Origin of the sequence: Nocardia sp. CWNU-33 (assembly GCF_046764895.1) — a bacterium.
In the GTDB taxonomy this organism is placed as follows: domain Bacteria; phylum Actinomycetota; class Actinomycetes; order Mycobacteriales; family Mycobacteriaceae; genus Nocardia.
Genome location: NZ_JBKOQN010000005.1, coordinates 81,654 through 98,181, shown reverse-complemented (window position 1 = coordinate 98,181; position 16,528 = coordinate 81,654). Strand labels below are relative to the sequence as shown.

General features: G+C 65.6%; 20 protein-coding genes. 6 read left to right on the top strand and 14 right to left on the bottom strand.

All coding sequences use genetic code 11. The annotated features are described in order from the left end of the window. Position 1: 1 nt before the first annotated feature. From ACLMAL_RS08255 to ACLMAL_RS08220, 8 genes are all read right to left on the bottom strand, one after another. Positions 2–1,123 (bottom strand): HoxN/HupN/NixA family nickel/cobalt transporter, encoded by a 1,122-nt coding sequence (locus ACLMAL_RS08255; protein WP_411998535.1) that lies wholly within the window; start codon positions 1,121–1,123, stop codon positions 2–4. 16 nt (positions 1,124–1,139) lie between these two features. Further along, on the bottom strand, positions 1,140–1,922 hold the full coding sequence (locus tag ACLMAL_RS08250) for an alpha/beta fold hydrolase (RefSeq protein ID WP_406237601.1): 783 nt from the start codon (positions 1,920–1,922) through the stop codon (positions 1,140–1,142). Positions 1,923–1,974: 52 nt separating this feature from the next. Next, positions 1,975–2,916: an NADP-dependent oxidoreductase gene (locus ACLMAL_RS08245; protein WP_411998534.1), complete on the bottom strand. Its 942-nt coding sequence runs from the start codon at positions 2,914–2,916 to the stop codon at positions 1,975–1,977. 47 nt (positions 2,917–2,963) lie between these two features. After that, positions 2,964–3,413 carry a DUF2871 domain-containing protein gene (locus tag ACLMAL_RS08240; protein WP_406237598.1) on the bottom strand — a complete coding sequence of 150 codons (450 nt, stop codon included), beginning with the start codon at positions 3,411–3,413 and terminating at the stop codon, positions 2,964–2,966. Positions 3,414–3,483: 70 nt separating this feature from the next. Then, the gene (locus ACLMAL_RS08235; RefSeq protein WP_411998533.1) at positions 3,484–3,978 is read right to left on the bottom strand and encodes a cupin domain-containing protein; all 495 of its coding nucleotides are present in this window, start codon (positions 3,976–3,978) and stop codon (positions 3,484–3,486) included. A 32-nt stretch (positions 3,979–4,010) separates the two neighbouring features. Further along, positions 4,011–4,520: a DUF1772 domain-containing protein gene (locus ACLMAL_RS08230; RefSeq protein ID WP_411998532.1), complete on the bottom strand. Its 510-nt coding sequence runs from the start codon at positions 4,518–4,520 to the stop codon at positions 4,011–4,013. Beyond that, positions 4,517–4,963, bottom strand: a complete 447-nt coding sequence (locus tag ACLMAL_RS08225) for a DUF4267 domain-containing protein (RefSeq protein WP_411998531.1) — start codon at positions 4,961–4,963, stop codon at positions 4,517–4,519. The genes ACLMAL_RS08230 and ACLMAL_RS08225 overlap by 4 nt, the downstream gene beginning before the upstream one ends. Positions 4,964–5,026: 63 nt before the next feature. Then, positions 5,027–5,173: a hypothetical protein gene (locus ACLMAL_RS08220; protein WP_411998530.1), complete on the bottom strand. Its 147-nt coding sequence runs from the start codon at positions 5,171–5,173 to the stop codon at positions 5,027–5,029. Between the two features lie 240 nt (positions 5,174–5,413). Here ACLMAL_RS08220 and ACLMAL_RS08215 point away from each other — a divergent pair, with 240 nt between their 5' ends. Beyond that, a complete protein-coding gene (locus tag ACLMAL_RS08215) occupies positions 5,414–6,391 on the top strand; it encodes a LysR family transcriptional regulator (protein ID WP_411998529.1) in 978 nt (325 codons plus the stop codon). A gap of 240 nt (positions 6,392–6,631) precedes the next feature. Here the strand turns inward: ACLMAL_RS08215 and ACLMAL_RS08210 are convergent, their stop codons facing one another. Further along, positions 6,632–6,805, bottom strand: a complete 174-nt coding sequence (locus ACLMAL_RS08210) for a hypothetical protein (RefSeq protein ID WP_411998528.1) — start codon at positions 6,803–6,805, stop codon at positions 6,632–6,634. A gap of 150 nt (positions 6,806–6,955) precedes the next feature. On the opposite strand from ACLMAL_RS08210, the gene ACLMAL_RS08205 reads away from it, so the two are divergent. The 3 genes from ACLMAL_RS08205 (at position 6,956) to ACLMAL_RS08195 (ending at position 10,354) form a co-directional block, all read left to right on the top strand. Next, a complete protein-coding gene (locus tag ACLMAL_RS08205; protein ID WP_411998527.1) occupies positions 6,956–8,155 on the top strand; it encodes an NAD(P)/FAD-dependent oxidoreductase in 1,200 nt (399 codons plus the stop codon). A 288-nt stretch (positions 8,156–8,443) separates the two neighbouring features. Continuing rightward, complete coding sequence (locus tag ACLMAL_RS08200) at positions 8,444–9,340, top strand: RNA polymerase sigma-70 factor (protein WP_411998526.1); 897 nt, start codon at positions 8,444–8,446, stop codon at positions 9,338–9,340. Between the two features lie 90 nt (positions 9,341–9,430). Beyond that, positions 9,431–10,354, top strand: a complete 924-nt coding sequence (locus tag ACLMAL_RS08195) for a glycoside hydrolase (protein ID WP_411998525.1) — start codon at positions 9,431–9,433, stop codon at positions 10,352–10,354. Positions 10,355–10,418: 64 nt separating this feature from the next. Here ACLMAL_RS08195 and ACLMAL_RS08190 read toward each other — a convergent pair whose 3' ends face one another. Together ACLMAL_RS08190 and ACLMAL_RS08185 are read right to left on the bottom strand one after the other, a co-directional pair. Beyond that, entirely contained in the window at positions 10,419–10,952 is a 534-nt protein-coding gene (locus ACLMAL_RS08190; RefSeq protein WP_328411077.1) for a DUF3145 domain-containing protein, read from the bottom strand. Between the two features lie 122 nt (positions 10,953–11,074). After that, complete coding sequence (locus tag ACLMAL_RS08185; RefSeq protein ID WP_411998524.1) at positions 11,075–11,905, bottom strand: serine hydrolase domain-containing protein; 831 nt, start codon at positions 11,903–11,905, stop codon at positions 11,075–11,077. 138 nt (positions 11,906–12,043) lie between these two features. Here ACLMAL_RS08185 and ACLMAL_RS08180 point away from each other — a divergent pair, with 138 nt between their 5' ends. Next, positions 12,044–13,237, top strand: coding sequence for a serine hydrolase domain-containing protein (locus ACLMAL_RS08180; RefSeq protein WP_411998523.1), 1,194 nt, complete (start codon positions 12,044–12,046; stop codon positions 13,235–13,237). Positions 13,238–13,270: 33 nt separating this feature from the next. Continuing rightward, positions 13,271–13,408 carry a hypothetical protein gene (locus ACLMAL_RS08175; protein ID WP_411998522.1) on the top strand — a complete coding sequence of 46 codons (138 nt, stop codon included), beginning with the start codon at positions 13,271–13,273 and terminating at the stop codon, positions 13,406–13,408. 12 nt (positions 13,409–13,420) lie between these two features. Here ACLMAL_RS08175 and ACLMAL_RS08170 read toward each other — a convergent pair whose 3' ends face one another. The 3 genes from ACLMAL_RS08170 to ACLMAL_RS08160 all read right to left on the bottom strand — a co-directional run bounded on the left by ACLMAL_RS08170 (position 13,421) and on the right by ACLMAL_RS08160 (position 16,521). Then, positions 13,421–14,551 (bottom strand): NDMA-dependent alcohol dehydrogenase, encoded by a 1,131-nt coding sequence (locus ACLMAL_RS08170; protein ID WP_328411070.1) that lies wholly within the window; start codon positions 14,549–14,551, stop codon positions 13,421–13,423. 174 nt (positions 14,552–14,725) lie between these two features. Further along, positions 14,726–15,310 carry a DinB family protein gene (locus ACLMAL_RS08165; RefSeq protein ID WP_411998521.1) on the bottom strand — a complete coding sequence of 195 codons (585 nt, stop codon included), beginning with the start codon at positions 15,308–15,310 and terminating at the stop codon, positions 14,726–14,728. 146 nt (positions 15,311–15,456) lie between these two features. Further along, complete coding sequence (locus ACLMAL_RS08160; RefSeq protein WP_411998520.1) at positions 15,457–16,521, bottom strand: phosphotransferase family protein; 1,065 nt, start codon at positions 16,519–16,521, stop codon at positions 15,457–15,459. Between the last annotated feature and the right edge of the window lie 7 nt (positions 16,522–16,528).

Genomic DNA, 16,528 nt, shown 5'->3' with positions numbered 1-16,528 from the left:
ATCAGTCGGCCTGCTCTTGTTTGCGCCCGGACCATTTTTCTTCGATACGGCCATAGCGCCAGACAAGCAGCGCCACCGCCCAGGTCAGGACGAACAGGCCAACGATGACGAACCCGACGCTGTTGAGGTTCAGGCCGCCGATCCAATCCCAGAGCCCGCCGCTCCATCCGAGTTGGTCCGCGAGCAGGCCGAGCAGTTCGATAGTCCCGATGATCAAGGCAACTGCCACCGACAGGACGGTGATGGTGATGTTGTAGTAGACCTTGCGAACAGGTTCGGACAACGCCCACTCGTAAGCGAAGTTCATGAACGAGCCGTCGATGGTGTCGAACAGGCTCATTCCTGCGGCGAAAAGGATTGGCAGACACAGGATTGCATACCAAGGCAGTCCGGCGGCGGCGCTGGTGCCCGCCAGGACCAGGAGCGCGACCTCGGTGGCGGTGTCGAAGCCTAGGCCGAACAGCACTCCGACCGGGTACATCTGCCACGGTTTGGTAATCGATTTCATCAACCTGCCGAAGAACCGGTTCATGAATCCGCGTTTTTCGAGCTGTTCTTCGAGTGCCGCTTCGTCATAGCCGCCTGCGCGCATCGCGCGAAACACTCGCAGGATTCCGACCAGGACCGTGAGGTTGATGATCGCGATGAGGTAGAGGAAGGCGCCCGACACGGTAGTGCCGATCAAGCCGGTGTAGTGGTGCAGCACCGACGAGTCGTCCTGTACCGGGCCGACGATTGCCTTCACTCCGACAGCGAGCAGCAGCGCCAACGCGAACACGACGGTGGAGTGGCCGAGAGCGAAGAACAACCCGACCGACAATGGCCGCTGCCCGTCGTTCATCAGTTTGCGGGTCGTATTGTCGATTGCCGAGATGTGGTCGGCGTCGAAGGCGTGTCGCAGACCGAGGGTGTAGGCGGTCACGCCGACACCGATGCCGAGTGTCTGGTCGCCGAGATCGAAGTGTTGCGGGGCAACGAACGTCACCAAGGTGCCCCAGCCGATCACGTGTAAGGCCGCGATCAGTGCCACCATCGCGGCGACGCGGATCCATTCGCGTCGAGTCAGCGAGGCGCGAATTGTGATGCAGCGAGACGCTTTTCGGTCGATTGCCGGGGCCGCCATGGCATGTTCCTTTCGGTCAATGCGCCGGACTGGGCTCGGCGGCCCGGCGGATCGGTTGCAGGGTCGGCGCGGGTTCGATGGTCAGGAAGTCGGCGATCAGCGGGTAGACCTGGGCCGGTTTCTCCACCACAAGCAGGTGCGAGGCGCGGGGCACGACGGCCAATTCGGAGTCCGGAATCGCGCGGTAGAGCGCGATGGTGTGTTCGAGTGTCACCGCGTCGTCGTCTGCGGTGATCACCAGGGTGGGGCTGGCGATGTGCGTCAGTTGCTGCTCGGTCAAGGTCGGCTCCTCGGCCATCATCCGCAGCAGTTTGTCCACTACGACCGGGAAGTGCTCCTCGCCGTCGGGGGACACCTCGCCGTATCTCGGTCCGAGCCGCTGCACCAATCCACCGGTCATGAACCCGTTCAGCAAGCCTGGTGTCATGCCGTCATAGTGGAAATTGCCGCTGATCAACACCAGTCTGCGCACGAGGTCGGGTCTGCGGATCGCGACCAGCATCGCCACGATCGCGCCGTCGCTGTAGCCGACCAGGTGGGCCGAGGCGCCGACCACCTGATCCAGGAACGCGATGGTGTCCGACGCCATCAGGTCGTAGGAGATCGGGCCGGGAAGGTCGGGCGTCCGGCCGTGCCCTCGGCGATCCGCTGTGAATACCCGCAATCGGTCGGTGAGCATGGCAACCGCGGGTCCGAAGGAGCGCGAGTCGACAAAACCACCGTGCAACAGCAGCACCGGCTCGCCGTCTCCATGAACGTCGTACCAGGTGCGAACGTCGCCGTGCTGGAAGTAGGGCATTGCGTCCTTCGTATCGTGCGAGTCGGGTTTCGAGGTTCGCGTTGGTGTGCGGTCAATCGACGGTGAGGACGATCTTTCCCGCTATGCGTCCACTGTGGCTGAGTTCGTGTGCCTCGGCGGCAAGTTCGAGGGGCAAGACCGTATCGATCTGTGGACGCAGACGGCCGGTTTCGACCAGCGCGGCGATCTCCAGCATTCCGGCCCGGTCGGCTTCGACGATCATGAATGCGGCGCGCAGGCCGAGCGGGCGCGCCTCGTCGGCCAGATAGGACTCGGACGGCGCGGCCAGGGAGACGAGCAGACCGCCGGCGCACAGGGTCGTCAGGGAACGCGGACCGTACTCGCCACCGATCGTGTCGAGGACAACGTCGATGTCGCGGGCGACGGTGCTGAAGTCGACCTGGACGTAGTCGATGACCTCGTCGGCGCCGAGTCCGCGCACGAAGTCGTGTTTGACGGAGCGGGCGGTGCCGATCACGTGGGCGCCACGCGCCTTCGCGATCTGAACGGCCAGGTGTCCGACACCGCCCGCCGCGGCGTGGATCAGCACCCGCTGGCCGGGCCGGACGTCGGCGGTGTCCACCAGCGCCTGCCACGCGGTGAGCGCGGCCAGGGGCAAAGCGGCGGCCTCGGTATGCGATATTCGCGACGGCTTGCGAACCAGGTGCCGTGCGGGGGATGTCACGTACTGCGCGTAGGTGCCCGCCGGTTGTGGGTGCCGTGGCAGACCGAACACCTCATCACCTGGCGCGAAGATGGTGACGCCAGGTCCGACGGCTTCGACGACGCCGGATACGTCCCAGCCCAGCCTGACCGGTGTCTGCCCGCCCGCGAGTCCGCCGCTGGCTCGATGCCACGAGTCGGTCGGGTTGACCCCGATCGCGCACACTCGAACGAGCACCTCGGCGGGCCCGGGCTCGGGCCGCCGCACCTCGATGACCTTCAAGACCTCAGGTCCACCGAAGGTGTCCTGCGCGATAGCGCGCATGTTCATTTTCTCCATTTCCCCATAGCGGGTCGCCGAGGGCGGCGGTTGGTCGATCAGACGGGCAGATTGTGCTGCTGCGGTGCGAGATCGGGTTGCGCTGTACTGGTGGGGATCTGCTTGCCGAGGTTGATGAAGAACAGAATCAGACCGATGGTGAGCACGATGTGTCCGAGCCCGGCAAGGCCGGAGATCGCGGCGCTGGTCTCGGCGCCGACGACGGTTTGGATACCGTGGGTGGTCATTATCGCGACGGTCAGTGCGAGACCCGCGTTGTAGACCCAGAAGAACCAGTCGAACAATTTGCTGGTGCTCAGGGTGAACGCTTTCTCCAATGCCAGCACGATGAGATGGAACAGCATCCCGAGGGCGAGCAGGTGGGTGTGCACCAGACCGAGTTGGGAGTTGCCGGTGAAATCGTGCAACTTGGTGAACTCGCGGTAGAACAAGCCGCTGATCACACCGATGATCATGTAGGTGTGCGCCGCGTAGTAGATCTTCTTCAAGATGGCCTTCGTTGAGTCAGGGTTTCCGGGTGGCGGGCCGCCCGCGTGCGATCGGCCCGCCCTTTGTCGTTCAGGATCTGGCGTCGTTCCAGGTCGTGCTGTTGCCGAAGTAGGTGTCATAGATCTCTTGGACATCCAGCAGGGTTTCGGGCGGAACCTTCCCGTAGGCGATGCGCTCGAGGTGCCGGAAATACTCGAACCGTTCGACCCCGGGGGTGATGATGATGAGAATGTCGGCGTCGTGTCCCGGCGCCGCGGCGAATGCGTGCGCGAGGCCGGGCGGCACGACGACCACATCGCCGCGTTCGGCGGTCACCACCTGGTCGCCGGACAGCACCTGAGCTGTGCCGTCGAGCATGTAGAACAGCTCCGCCGAGCGCGAATGATGGTGCGGGCCCGCGCCATTCGCGCCATCCCGCAGCGTGACCCGATGCGTGGACAGTGCGCCGCCGGTCGAGCTGCTGTCGGCAAGCAGGCGGATGGTAACGGGGGCCTGGCCGATTACTTCGGCGTCGTCGGAACGCACGATGGTGGACTCGGCGAATTCCGGCACGTTCAGTGACATGTGGGTGACTCCTTCGACAAATGGTTCTCGGTTCAGGCTGCTCGGTCGGCGGTACGCCGGAAACGCAACAGTGCCAATGCGAAGCCGCCGAGCGCACCGACGTTCACGATCGCGCGGGCGATGTTCCAGGCCACCCACGGTCCCTCGAACTGCGCACGCACCGCGGCCAGATCGGCGATCTGAGCCGGGTCACCCGCAGCAGCCAACTTGTCGTTGAGCGGAACGTTCGCGCCGCTGGTGATCCCGAACATCACCACGTAGCAGACGAACCCGGCGATGGCCCAGTACCGAACCGCCGGATCATCCGACCGCCAGTTCGTCACCACAGCGGCCAACCCCGCAACCAGCCCACCCATGAACAAGGTCATGAACAACGGGTTCACAATGACCACGTTGATGTTCTGCATGACCTCGACGAAGGCGGTATCGCTGCTGCGGCGCAAGCCGGGCATCACGGAGTAGGCGAACCCGGCGAACAGCCCTGCCGTCAGACCGGCCGACACCGTTGCCAGGACCAGCGTGGCCGCTCGGGCCGTCCTCACTGTGCGGCCCCGGCACCGATAAGCCGTGCGGCGGTTGCCTTTTCGCGGCCGGTCCGCAGCACGCGCTGCTCACGGAGCAATAGGCCACCGGTAAGCGCGACCAGCACCGCGGTGAGGCCGTGCACGCTCAGAGCGGTCGAGGTCGACCCGTGGTAGCGCAGCACCGTCAGCATGTCGGCGAACGGGGTCAGCGCGATCACCAGCGTGACCAGGCCCAGCGCGAACCGCTGTCGAGCGGCAAGCAGGGCGAGGATGATCAGTCCCTCCGTGATATCGCGAATGCCCTTGATATTCAAGAAGGCGACCGCGTCACCGTGTGGCCACTCGGGGAGCCCGAATTGCGGGGCCATGGACGCCGGCGTGACCACATAGCTGATGCCGACGTAGATGATGAACGCGGCGCCGATCAGCGAAAGGGTGGTGGCGATGCGGGAGAGATTCAACTTTGGTGCTCCAGAATGTCGATCGTCGAGCTGGCGATGCCGGGGTTGGGGTGCGCCCCAACGTCATTGAGCGCTGTCCTGCCAGATCCCGGTGGCGGCCGCTGTATCGGCGTAGTCGGTGAAGTCGCGCGGTAGCCGTCGATCCACATCCCGGCTTCCGGTCTTGCCTGTGTCACCGAGCACAAGGACGCTTTTGGTTTTCTCGGACATCACTTCTCGTCTCTCATCCCACTGGAAAACTGCGTCTCCAAGAATTCGGGAAGAGAGTCCCGGGAACAACAGCCCGTTGCCTAACAACCGTTTAGAACGACTCAACGATCCGTTCAGCGGTCTCGTTCGGGTGACCTCGGCAAAGGTCGCCCGGACGATCAGGAACAAATCCCGCGTCTCGGCGGTAGTTAGTAGGGCCCTCGAGTTGGCGGGCCTGAGCACGAGCGAGACGGAGTAGCGGTGGAACGGTATGAGATCGAGGCCTTCCTGGCGCTGGCCGACGAGCTGCACTTCGGTAAGACCGCGCAGCGGCTACAGGTGTCGACCGGACGGGTCAGCCAGACGATCCAGGGGATAGAGCGCCGCGTCGGCGCTCCGCTGTTCGAACGCACCAGCCGCCGCGTGGCGCTGACCCCGGTCGGCAAGCAGTTCCTCGACGACCTGCGCCCCGGCCACGACCTGATCCAACTGGCAGTCGAGCGCGCGACCGCCGCGGGCCGGGGTGTAACCGGCGTGCTCGAGGTCGGCTTTGTCGGCGCGGGGGCAAGCACCTTCGTGCTGGAGGCCGCCGACAGGTTCACCGCCACCCACCCAGGCACCGACGTCCGAATCCGGGAACTGCCCCTCTTCGAGGGTTCGGCAGCCCTGCGCGCTGATCTGGTCGAGATGGTGCTCATGTTTCATCCCGTAGATGGGCCCGACCTCGGCATCGGCCCGGTACTGCGGAGCTTGCCTCGGCTGCTTGCCCTCCCGAGCGGGCACCCGTTGGCTGCGCGCGACTCTGTATCTCTGAACGATTTGGCCGACATTACGCTGATCGGAGCGCCCGACTCGACGCCGTCGGTCGTGGCCGACGATCGAGTGCCGAAGCGGACACCCGACGGCAGATTGATCCGGTACGGCAAGACTGCCAACACCTTTCAGGAGGCGATCAGTCTGGTCGGGGGAGGCGAGGGCGCGTTCGTGGTGGGCGACGAAGGTTCCTGCTACCGCGCCCACCCGCGCATCACCTACCTGCCCATCGATGACGCACCGCCGCTGGAAGGCCGCCTCATCTGGCGCGAATCCCGGGAGAACGCCCGGATCCGAGCGTTCAACGAGGCGGCAGTGACGACGAGCAGAAGCGACTGCCGCGGGCCACAATCGGCGCAAATGGCCAGCGCCTGCATCGCCGCCGCGGCCCGGCACCCGAAAGGCCAACTGCGCCAACGCCGGTAGACCTCAACGGCAACGGGGGCACCTGACCACCCCAAGCCACCTCGATGACGTCCTATTACTGGTGGCCGAGGTCGCCGAGCCTGGACACCTCTGCACTTTCACCGTCCCGATGCCCGGAATCGAGGCTTGTTGGACGCCGGAGTGGTTCGTCGACCTCGACGGCCGCGTCGGCATCATCGTGTCGCTGTTACTCGAGACCGCGACGGCGTTCTTACTTCTCCGGCGCATCCAACGGGTGCATCAATCTTGGCTGCCGCGCTCGGGGTGTGCGTCGTTTTCCTTGATCGCGGCCTCGACCAAAACCCTTGCGGCCCAGGTGACGGCCTCTTGTTCGGCCTGCGGGTCCAGGCCGCGCACGTCGTGCAAAGCGATTTGGGCCTCCCAGCCGACGAGGATGGTCAGGGTCGAGATCAAGCGCTGGTACGACTGTTCGTTCAGGGTGTTCCGCAGCGGTTGACAGGCGGGCCGAACCCACCCCCGTGGAGTGACCTGCCTCACGCTCTGTCACAACGATCCAGCACGCGGTGTCTTGTGCCCGAACCCCTTGGAAACGAAGGAGACACCATGACCGAGAACATCGATGTGGTCGTGATCGGCGGAGGGTACGCCGGCGTCATGGCGGCCAACCGCCTCACGCAGCGCGACGACGTGACGGTGACCCTGATCAACCCGCGCCCGAGTTTCGTCGAGCGTATCCGCCTGCACCAACTGGTGGGCGGGTCCAACGACGCGGTCGTCGACTACCGAAAAGTCCTGGCCGAGGGCATCCGGCTGACGGTCGACACCGTGACACGGATCGACGCGGCCGAGCGCAGCGTGGAATTGGCGGGCGGCGGCACGGTCGACTACGACTACCTGATCTACGCAGCGGGCAGCGGCAGCGCCGACCCCAGCGTGCCCGGAGCGGCGGAGTTCGCCTATCCGATCGCCAGCCTGGAACAGGCGCAGCGGCTGCGGCGGGTCCTCGACGCCGCGCAAGCAACGGCCGCGGTGACGGTTGTCGGCGCGGGTCCGAGCGGTATCGAGACCGCTGCCGAGCTGGCGGAACAGGGCCGCGCGGTGACCCTGATCTGCGGCGAGGTACTCGGACCGTACCTGCATCCTCGGGGTCGACTTTCGGTTGCCAAGCGGCTGACCGAACTCGGCGTGACCGTGCTCGAAGGCCCCGACGCAGAGGTGACCGGTGTGACTCGCGATGCCGTAAAGCTCAGTGGCGGCCACACGCTGCGGAGCGCGGTAACCATCTGGACCGCCGGATTCGGAGTGCCGGACCTGGCCACCCGTAGTGGGCTGAGCACCGACAGCGTGGGCCGCCTGCTCACCGACGAGACATTGACGAGCGTGGACGACGCGCGCATCATCGCGGCCGGGGATTCGGCGGCACCGTCGGACCTGCCGTTCCGGATGGGCTGCCAGTCCGCAGTTCAGCTGGGCCCGCAGGCCGCCGAGACAGTCCTGCGCCGAATCGCGGGTGAGCAGCCCGCGACCATCGACGTAGGGTTCGCCGGTCAATGCATCAGCCTCGGTCGCCGCGCCGGCATCTTCCAGTTCTCCAGCAAGGATGACACCGCCAAGAAGTCCTACCTCGGCGGCTGGCCGGGCGCGAAGCTCAAGGAGCTCGTTTGCTGGAGCACTGTCTGGCAGCTGACGTACGAGGCACGCAAGCCCGGTGCGCGCACCTGGTGGGCCAAGGACGACAAGCGCCGGCAACAGCTGCAGGCCAAGCACGAGAAAGCGCTGACCACCGCTGAACTGGCAGCCTGACCCAAGTATCTGTTGGCCGATCCGGTCGATGACAGACGGATCCATACCGCATGCGTGTGGCGGTGCCCCGATTGCAGGACACCGCCACCCGACATGCATTGATCGACAGGCCTCTGAGCAGCGGACCCATCGTCCACTCGGCGTGTCACAGCCGCGCGCCGAGTGTCCACTCTCGATCGCACCAATCGGGTGGGTCGGATCGAATGGCTATCAACGAAAGGACCATGCTGTGGATGCATGCTTGAAAGCCTTCGGCCACCAGGACCGCCCGCGGAGGATGAGCGCGAGATGAGCGACCACACCACCGACCCGGCGACCGAGACTTTCGTCGCCTACCGAAACCTGCTCTTCACCGTCGCCTACGAGATGCTCGGATCGGCGGCCGACGCCGAAGACGTCCTCCAGGAAACCTGGCTGCGCTGGGTGAAGGTCGATCTGGGACAGGTGAGCGACCAGCGCGCCTACCTGGTCCGGATCACCACCCGCCAGTCGCTCAACCGGCTGCGCACCATGAACCGCCGCAAGGAGTCCTACGTCGGCCCGTGGCTGCCCGAGCCGATGCTCACTGCACCGGACGCGTCCCAGGAGGCTGAGCTCGCCGAGAGCATGTCGATGGCGTTGATGCTCGTCCTCGAGACACTGTCGCCGACCGAGCGCGCCGTCTTCGTACTGCGCGAGGTCTTCGACATCGGCTACGACGAGATCGCGGCCGCCGTCGACAAAACCTCCGCGGCCGTCCGCCAGATCGCGCACCGCGCCCGCCAGCACGTCGATGCCCGCCGCCCGCGCTCGGTGGTCTCCCCGAGCCAGACCCGGGCGGCTCTGGAGTCGTTCCAGCGCGCGCTCGAAACCGGGAACCCACAGAGCCTCCTCGACGTGCTCGCCCCCGAGGTCGTCCTGATGAGCGACGGCGGCGGCATCAAGCGAGCTGCGCTGCGGCCGGTCATCGGCGCCGAGAAGGTGGCACGCTACATCATCGGCGGCACCGGCAAGTTCGGAGCCACGCTCACCATCGACACCACCGTCGTCAACGGCAACCCGGCACTGCTCGTACACCTGGACGGCGAGCTCGACGGCATCATGGCGATCCGCGTCGAGGACGCCCGCATCACCGGCCTCTACTACGTACGCAACCCGGAGAAGCTGACCCGCATCGAATCCGAGACCCCGCTCACCCTGCGATGAATACCGGTGGCGGAATAGCCATCTGGGACAGGAATATCGCAGGCGGCGTGTCTGCGGCTCCAGGACGACCCGGCCTGAATAATTCGGACGATGACGTTGGGAAGGGTCTGTCGGAGGTCGGTGCTGGCGCTGGCGGCCGGTCTGCCGTTGGCTGCGCTGGCGGTGGGGCGCGCCGCGGGAGGCGCGACTTCGGTGCGGTACACGATGTCCGCATTCACCAACAGCAGCGAAACCGATTTGTATGTCTACGAATCCACCGATGCGACCGCATTCCAATTGCTGCGCGGCTCGGCCTATCGGCCGCCGAGCGGAGTAATGCGTGACCCGAGCATCTTCCGGAATGTCGACGGCGACTACTACCTCGCCTACACCGCGTCCGGCGACGGTCAGAAAATCGGATTCGCGCGCAGCAGCGATCGAGTCACCTGGACACACCTCTTCGACTTCACGGTCCCGATGCTCGGTGTGGAGGCATGCTGGGCACCCGAGTGGTTCGTCGATGTCGACGGCCGCATCAGTATCATCGTGTCGCTGACCAACGGGCGCCGTTTCACGCCGTATCTGATGACGGCCACCGATGCATCGATGCGGTCGTGGAGTGTGCTGACACCGATGGCAGGGCTGGCACCACCCAACCCGTTCGACACCGCCGCGATCGGCTACATCGACACCACCGTGGTCGCACACGGCGGCAAGTACTTCGCGTTCACCAAGAATGAGACCACCAAGTACATCGAGCTCGCCGTCGCCCTTAATGCGGCGGGCCCGTATGTCTTTGTCGCGACGGGCAATTGGGCAGGCTGGGGCACCCCACGCGAAGGTCAGTCGCTCATCCAGCTGCCCGCCGGCGGCTGGCGTATCTATTTCGACGCCTACACCGAAGACAAATACTTCTACAGCGACAGCCACGATGGTTTCCGCACCTGGACCGCGCCCCGCGAACTCCCCGGCCTCTCTGGAACCATCCGCCACGTCACCGTCTTCCCGGAGAACCTGCCAGCATCCGAAACCTGACTACGGTTCAAAACCCCACCAGAAGATCAGTTGTCTTCGCAAACACCTACAGAGAAAACCCGATCTACCCCACATCCCGGCGGAGCCAGGTGACTTCGGCGCCGGATTCGATGCCGTAACGGTAAATCTCCAGGTCCTCGTCCCATGCGGTGCCCAGGGCTCGGTCGATTTCGGCGGCGAGGTCGTAGCCTGCGTACTTGCCGAGTTCGCGGGAGGCTTGCAGGAGGGCGCGCAGGCGCATCTCACCGAGGGTGACATCGCCGTTGGCGCTCGTGGAACCGTGCCAGAGACCGAGGTTGGGCACGAAGCTGTAGCGCTCACCGTCGACGCCGTCGCTGGGGTCTTCGGTGACCTCGAAGCGCAGCACCGGCCAGGACCGCAAGGATTGGGCTATCCGGGCCGCTGTGCCTACCGGCCCGACCCAGTCACTGGTTGCGCGCAATTGGCCGTCGGCGGGCTGCGCGGTCCAGCGCAGTTTCGCCGGAGCGGCCAGGGCCGAGGTGAGTGCCCACTCGATGTGTGGGCACAGCGCGGCAGGCGACGAGTGGATGTAGACCACACCCGCCGTCGCGTCCGCGAACTGACTCGATGCGCGCACCACTAACACCTCCAGCTTCGACGAGGGACGTCTTCCCCAACGACCCGTCGAATCCGGCGTTGCCTGAGTGTACTGGAGTGCCCGGAGTTACACGTGTTACTTCGGAACCATGTTCCGTGGCGTTACTCAGGTGCCTCATTTCGTGCAAACGTCGACTCCGCGATCACCGCATCGGAGAAGACCGGCCAAACCTCCCGCGCCCAGTCGCCGAAATTCTCGTCGGTCAACGCGATACTCGCCACCCCTATTTTCGGATCGACCCACAGAAATGTGCCGGACTGCCCGAAATGGCCATAGGTACCAGGCGAATTACCGCCACCGGTCCAGTGCGGCGATTTGTTGTCACGGATCTCGAAACCGAGCCCCCAGTCGTTCGGCCGCTGCGAACCGTAACCGGGCAGCACACCGTTGAGTCCCGGAAATTGGACCGACGTCGCTTCGGCGTGCGTCTGCGCGGAGATCAACTGCGGATTCAGCAACTCCGCGGCGAAGCGCGTCAGGTCGGCGACAGTGGAGCGGCCCGCGTGTCCGGCGGGGCCGGTCAGCACCGAGGCGGTCATGCCGAGCGGTTCGAAGACCGCGTCGTGCAGATATTCGGGGAACCCGATCCCGGTCTGCTCGGCGACGAATGCGGCAAGCACCTCGAAGCCGACACTCGAGTAGATCCGCCGAGTCCCCGGCGCGGCCAGCACATCGGTTGTATCGAAGGCGAAACCGGAGGTGTGCGCCAGCAGATGTCGCACCGTCGATCCCGGTGGGCCCGCGGGCTGGTCGAGCTCGATCGCGCCCTCCTCCACCGCGACGAGCACCGCATAGGCGACCAACGGTTTGGTCACTGATGCGAGCGGAAACACTCGCTCGACATCGCCCGCGGTCGTCGCGCCCGCGCTGGTGACGACACCTGCCCCCGCGTGCCGAACCGGCCAGTCCCTGATCTGCTCGAGTGAACGCACCAGGCGAGCGTACGAGACACCCGACAGGCCGGGGTAAGCGGACACTTCCACCGATTCCGCGACGTCTCCGGATACTCGACCGGGTCCGCGCCGACCGACACCCACAGACTCCGGTACCGCCGGTACCATCTACGAACCATGAGCGCACAGCCCACTATCCACGGCGAGGTGGAGTCCGGTTTCGGACCTGTCGCCGACGCATTTCGCCGCAACTTCTCCCAGCACGGCGAAATCGGCGCCGCGGTAGCCGTCTACGCGGGTGATCGCCCGGTCGTCGATCTGTGGGCGGGTCATCGCGACCGGCGCCGGAGGCTGCCGTGGGAGCGGGACACTATCGTCCCGGTGTTCTCCTCGACGAAGGGCATGGCCGGATTCGTGATCGCCGCGTTGGTGTCGCGTGGCCTGCTCGATTACAAGGAGCGGGTCGCGACGTACTGGCCGGAGTTCGCGGTCAACGGCAAGGACGCCCTCACCGTCCGGCAACTGATCGACCATCAGGCGGGCCTGTCCGGTCTGGACACCGTGGTCCGCCTCCCCCAGCTCGCCGACCTCGATGGGCTGGCCACCATCCTCGCCGCGCAGAAACCTGCATGGCGTCCCGGCACCCGGCACGGCTATCACGCCATCACCCTCGGCCTCTATCAAGGCGAACTGGTGCGCCGCGTTGATCCCGCACGTCGCTCGCTGGGTCGGTTCTTCGCCGAGGAGATCGCGAAACCGCTCGGACTCGACTTCTTCATCGGCCTGCCCGCCGAACAGAGCATGGATCGCATCGCGACCCTCGCCGCCACCGGGGGCATGGACATCCTGCGCTACGAGCGCGACATCCCCATGCGGATCGGCGCCGAATTATTCGCCAAGCGCGGGTTTTCCTATGCGGCGCTGAACAATCCGCGGGTGGGCGCGCCGGCAAGGGCGGCTCGGCGCGAATTCCTCGAGGTCGAGATGCCCGGCTCCAATGGTGTCGGTAACGCCAGGTCGCTGGCCATGGCGTACGGCGCTGCCGCGGGCCGCACCGGAGCACTGCCGATCGACAACGACGTGCTCGACCGCCTCGCCGCCGCGGACACGGCCGATGATGTGCCCGCCGAGGATCTGGTGCTGCACACCAAGAGTCGCTACCACCTCGGTTTCCGTAAGTCGCGCGGCTCGTTCAGCTTCGGCTCCGACAAGCGGGCCTACGGCACAACCGGCCTCGGCGGCTCGTTCGGATTCGCTGATCCGGCAACCAGTCTCGGCTTCGGCTACTCGATGAACCGCCTCGGTCTCGCGGTACTCGACGATGTCCGCAGCCGCAATCTGCGCGCGGCGCTGCTGCGCTGTTACCCCTGACCACCTCACGCGGTGCTCGCTGCCACTACGCAGATGGCGGACGGCGATGCCGCGTTCGAACGCGAGGTCGATCCGTACCGGGCCGGCAAGGGTACGGTGAAATTCCCGCTCGGCAAGCCGATTCCGTACGACCTCGTCGCACGAATCGCCGCCATGCTCGCCGAGCGGTGACCGCCGCGACTGTTACCAGTCGGCCTCGGTGTACTTGATGATGCCGCGAATGTTCTTGCCGTCCAGCATGTCCTGGTAGCCCTGGTTGATCTCCTCCAGGGAGTAACTGCGGGTCACCATGTCGTCCAGGTTGAGCTGGCCCGCCTTGTACAGCGACAGCAGGTGCGGTGCGTCCTGGCGGGCATTGCCGCCACCGAAGATGCAGCCTTTCACCGTCTTCTGCAGCATGGACAGCAGGAAGGTGTTCATCTTGACATCGCCGGCGTCCATCCGGCCCATCGAGGTGATCACCAGGGTGCCGGCCTTGGCCGTCAGGATCAGGCCCTCTTCGACGTAGTCGCCGTGCATTTCCCCCATGGTGAGGATGACCTTCTGCGCCATCCGGCCCTCGGTGGCCTCGATCAACGGCATGATCGCGGCGGCCATGCTCTCGTAGGTGTGCGTGGCGCCGAACTTCTGCGCCTGCTCGCGCTTCCACGGGTTCGGGTCGATCGCAACGACTTTGGAGGCGCCGGAGAGCACCGCGCCCTGCAGGGCGCTCATGCCGACACCGCCGATGCCGGCAATCACCACGGTCTCGCCCGGCTTGACCTCGGCGACATGCGTGGAGGACCCGAAGCCGGTCGGCACACCACAGCCGACGAGGCAGGCGACCTCGAACGGGATGGTCGGGTCGATCTTCACCACCGAGGTGTGGTGCACCGTCATGTACGGCGCGAAGGTGCCGAGCAGGCACATCGGGATGACATTCTCACCGCGCGCCTGGATTCGATAGGTGCCGTCGCTGATCGCCTGACCCATCAGCAGCCCGGCGCCCAGGTCGCACAGCGCCATATTGCCACTCACGCACGCCGGACAGCGGCCGCAGGCCGGGATGAACGACAGGATCACGTGGTCGCCGACCTGCAGGTCGGCGGGACAGTTGGGCCCGAGCTTGGTGATCACGCCCGCGCCTTCGTGGCCGCCCATCACGGGGTAGGCGGGCATCGGGGTCGCACCGGTCACGATGTGGTGGTCCGAGTGGCACATTCCGGCGGTTTCCATCCGGATCTGGACCTCACCGGCGACCGGGTCACCGACCTCGATCTCCTCCACCGACCACGGCTGGTCGATCCCCCACAGGATCGCGCCTTTCGTCTTCATTCGTGTAGACCTCTCGCATGCACGGGCTTCTATGTGACTGCACCCACACTACGAGAAAACTGGAACGCGTTCTAGTACCGGGTCGAAAATTCGTCGGTACGGATCAGCCGAACTCCCGAACCGGTTCCAATTCCCGCCGCCCCCAGACCTGCTCGCTTCAGATCCTGCCCGATTTCAGCCGCGCACGTCGTGAACATGGTGAATCACGTCATGCAGGAAATAGCCCCCGAGAGTCTCCACGGTGAAGGTCGAGCCATCGCTGCGCCGCACCTGGAATCCACGGTCGGAGGCAGGCACCGATTCGAGCGCGCGCGCCACCTTGTCGGCGGCTTCGGCCAGCTCGGCGGCCACGATGGCCGGGTCCTGCTCGCTATACCGGTCGGCGATCGCCGTTTCGTCCTGGTCCCAGTTCGAGAACACCGGCACCCCGTCGGCAGCCTCCGCGGCATCGAGCCCCTGCGCATCGAAGGCGGGCACCCTAGGGTCGACCGCATCGACACGGGCCGCGACTGCGGTCCGATAGCCGAAGATTCGGCACACGTCGCGCACATGGGCGGCGTACTCCAGCGCCGACCACGTTCCCTCGTCCGGGCGGGTAACCGCGTCCGGCAGCGCCAACCTCGCCGTCAACCGACGGGCATACTCTCGCGCCAGCCCGGGGATCGTGTCGTACGGCGTCGCGGCCGCGTCGAATCCACATTCCGGACAAGACCGTTCGAGGACCCCGGTCCAGTTCTTCACGTCAGGCACGATTGGCATGCGGCCCACCCTATTGCTGGCTGAATATCATCGGCCACACAAATACAGCCACATTCCCGCAAGATTCCGACAACCAACGACCCGGAGATCCCCCGAGCGAATGGCAGCCCCGGATACACCGACAGCCGCCATTCGGCTCCGCCGGACTACTCCATCAAGCTTTGCGCACGCTCGAAGAGCTCGAGGGTGATGGCGTGCAGGAAGTCGCCGACCTGCTTGGGCGCCTTGCCCGCGAAAGCGCGGGCATGGGTGCCTTCCAGCACGATGCCGAGCTTGAAACAGGCCAGCACCGTGTACCACGGAACCACGCTGAGATCACGGTCGGAGAACTTGCCGTAGTGCGCGATCATCTCCTCTGGGGTCGGCAGCCCGCCGACCGCGCCGAGCTTGCCGACCAGCGCCGCACCCGCGGTGCCCGGCACCGGACGGGTCGCGATCTGCCAGCCGAGGTCCAGCAGCGGATCGCCGATGGTGGACATCTCCCAGTCCACCATCGCCGCCACCTCGGGGCCGTCGAAGGAGAACATCATGTTCGCCAGGTGGCAGTCGCCGTGCAGGATGCCGGGAGTCCACTGCGCGGGACGATTGCGATCGAGCCACTCGCCGACCTGCCGCACACCCGGGATCTCCGGGCCGGGGTAACCCTCGTTGGACGAATAGGACTCGAGTTCACCGAGCCAGCGCGGCACCTGCCGTTCCAGGAAGCCGTCGGGTTTGCCGTAGTCGGCGAGTCCGAGCGCCTGATAGTCGAGCGCCCCGAGCCGCGCGATGGCCTCCACCGCCGACAGACCCATCTGCCGCCGAATGTCCGGATCTCCCGCGTGCAACTCGGGCAGCTCGTTTTGCGGGTTGAATCCGGTGATCGGCTCCATCAGATAGAAGACCGCGCCGAGGACCGTTTCGTCGGGGCAGGCGGCGATCACTCGCGGCGCGCGCACATCGGCGCCGTCGAGCGCCCCCAGCAGCCTCGCCTCGCGCCGGATCACCTCATTGCTCTTGGCACGCAGATGCTTGGGGCCGCGGCGCAATACGTAGTCCCGGCCACCCCTGGCGAAGCGCAGCATGATGTTCTGCGTCCCGCCGCCGAGGGGAATCACCCCCTCGAACTCGCCACCAAGCAGACCCTGCTCATCCATCCACTTCCCGACCACGGTGAAGTCGACAACGTCACGATCCACGTCGACCGGCTGCGCAACAGACATGTTCGACATTGTGCCT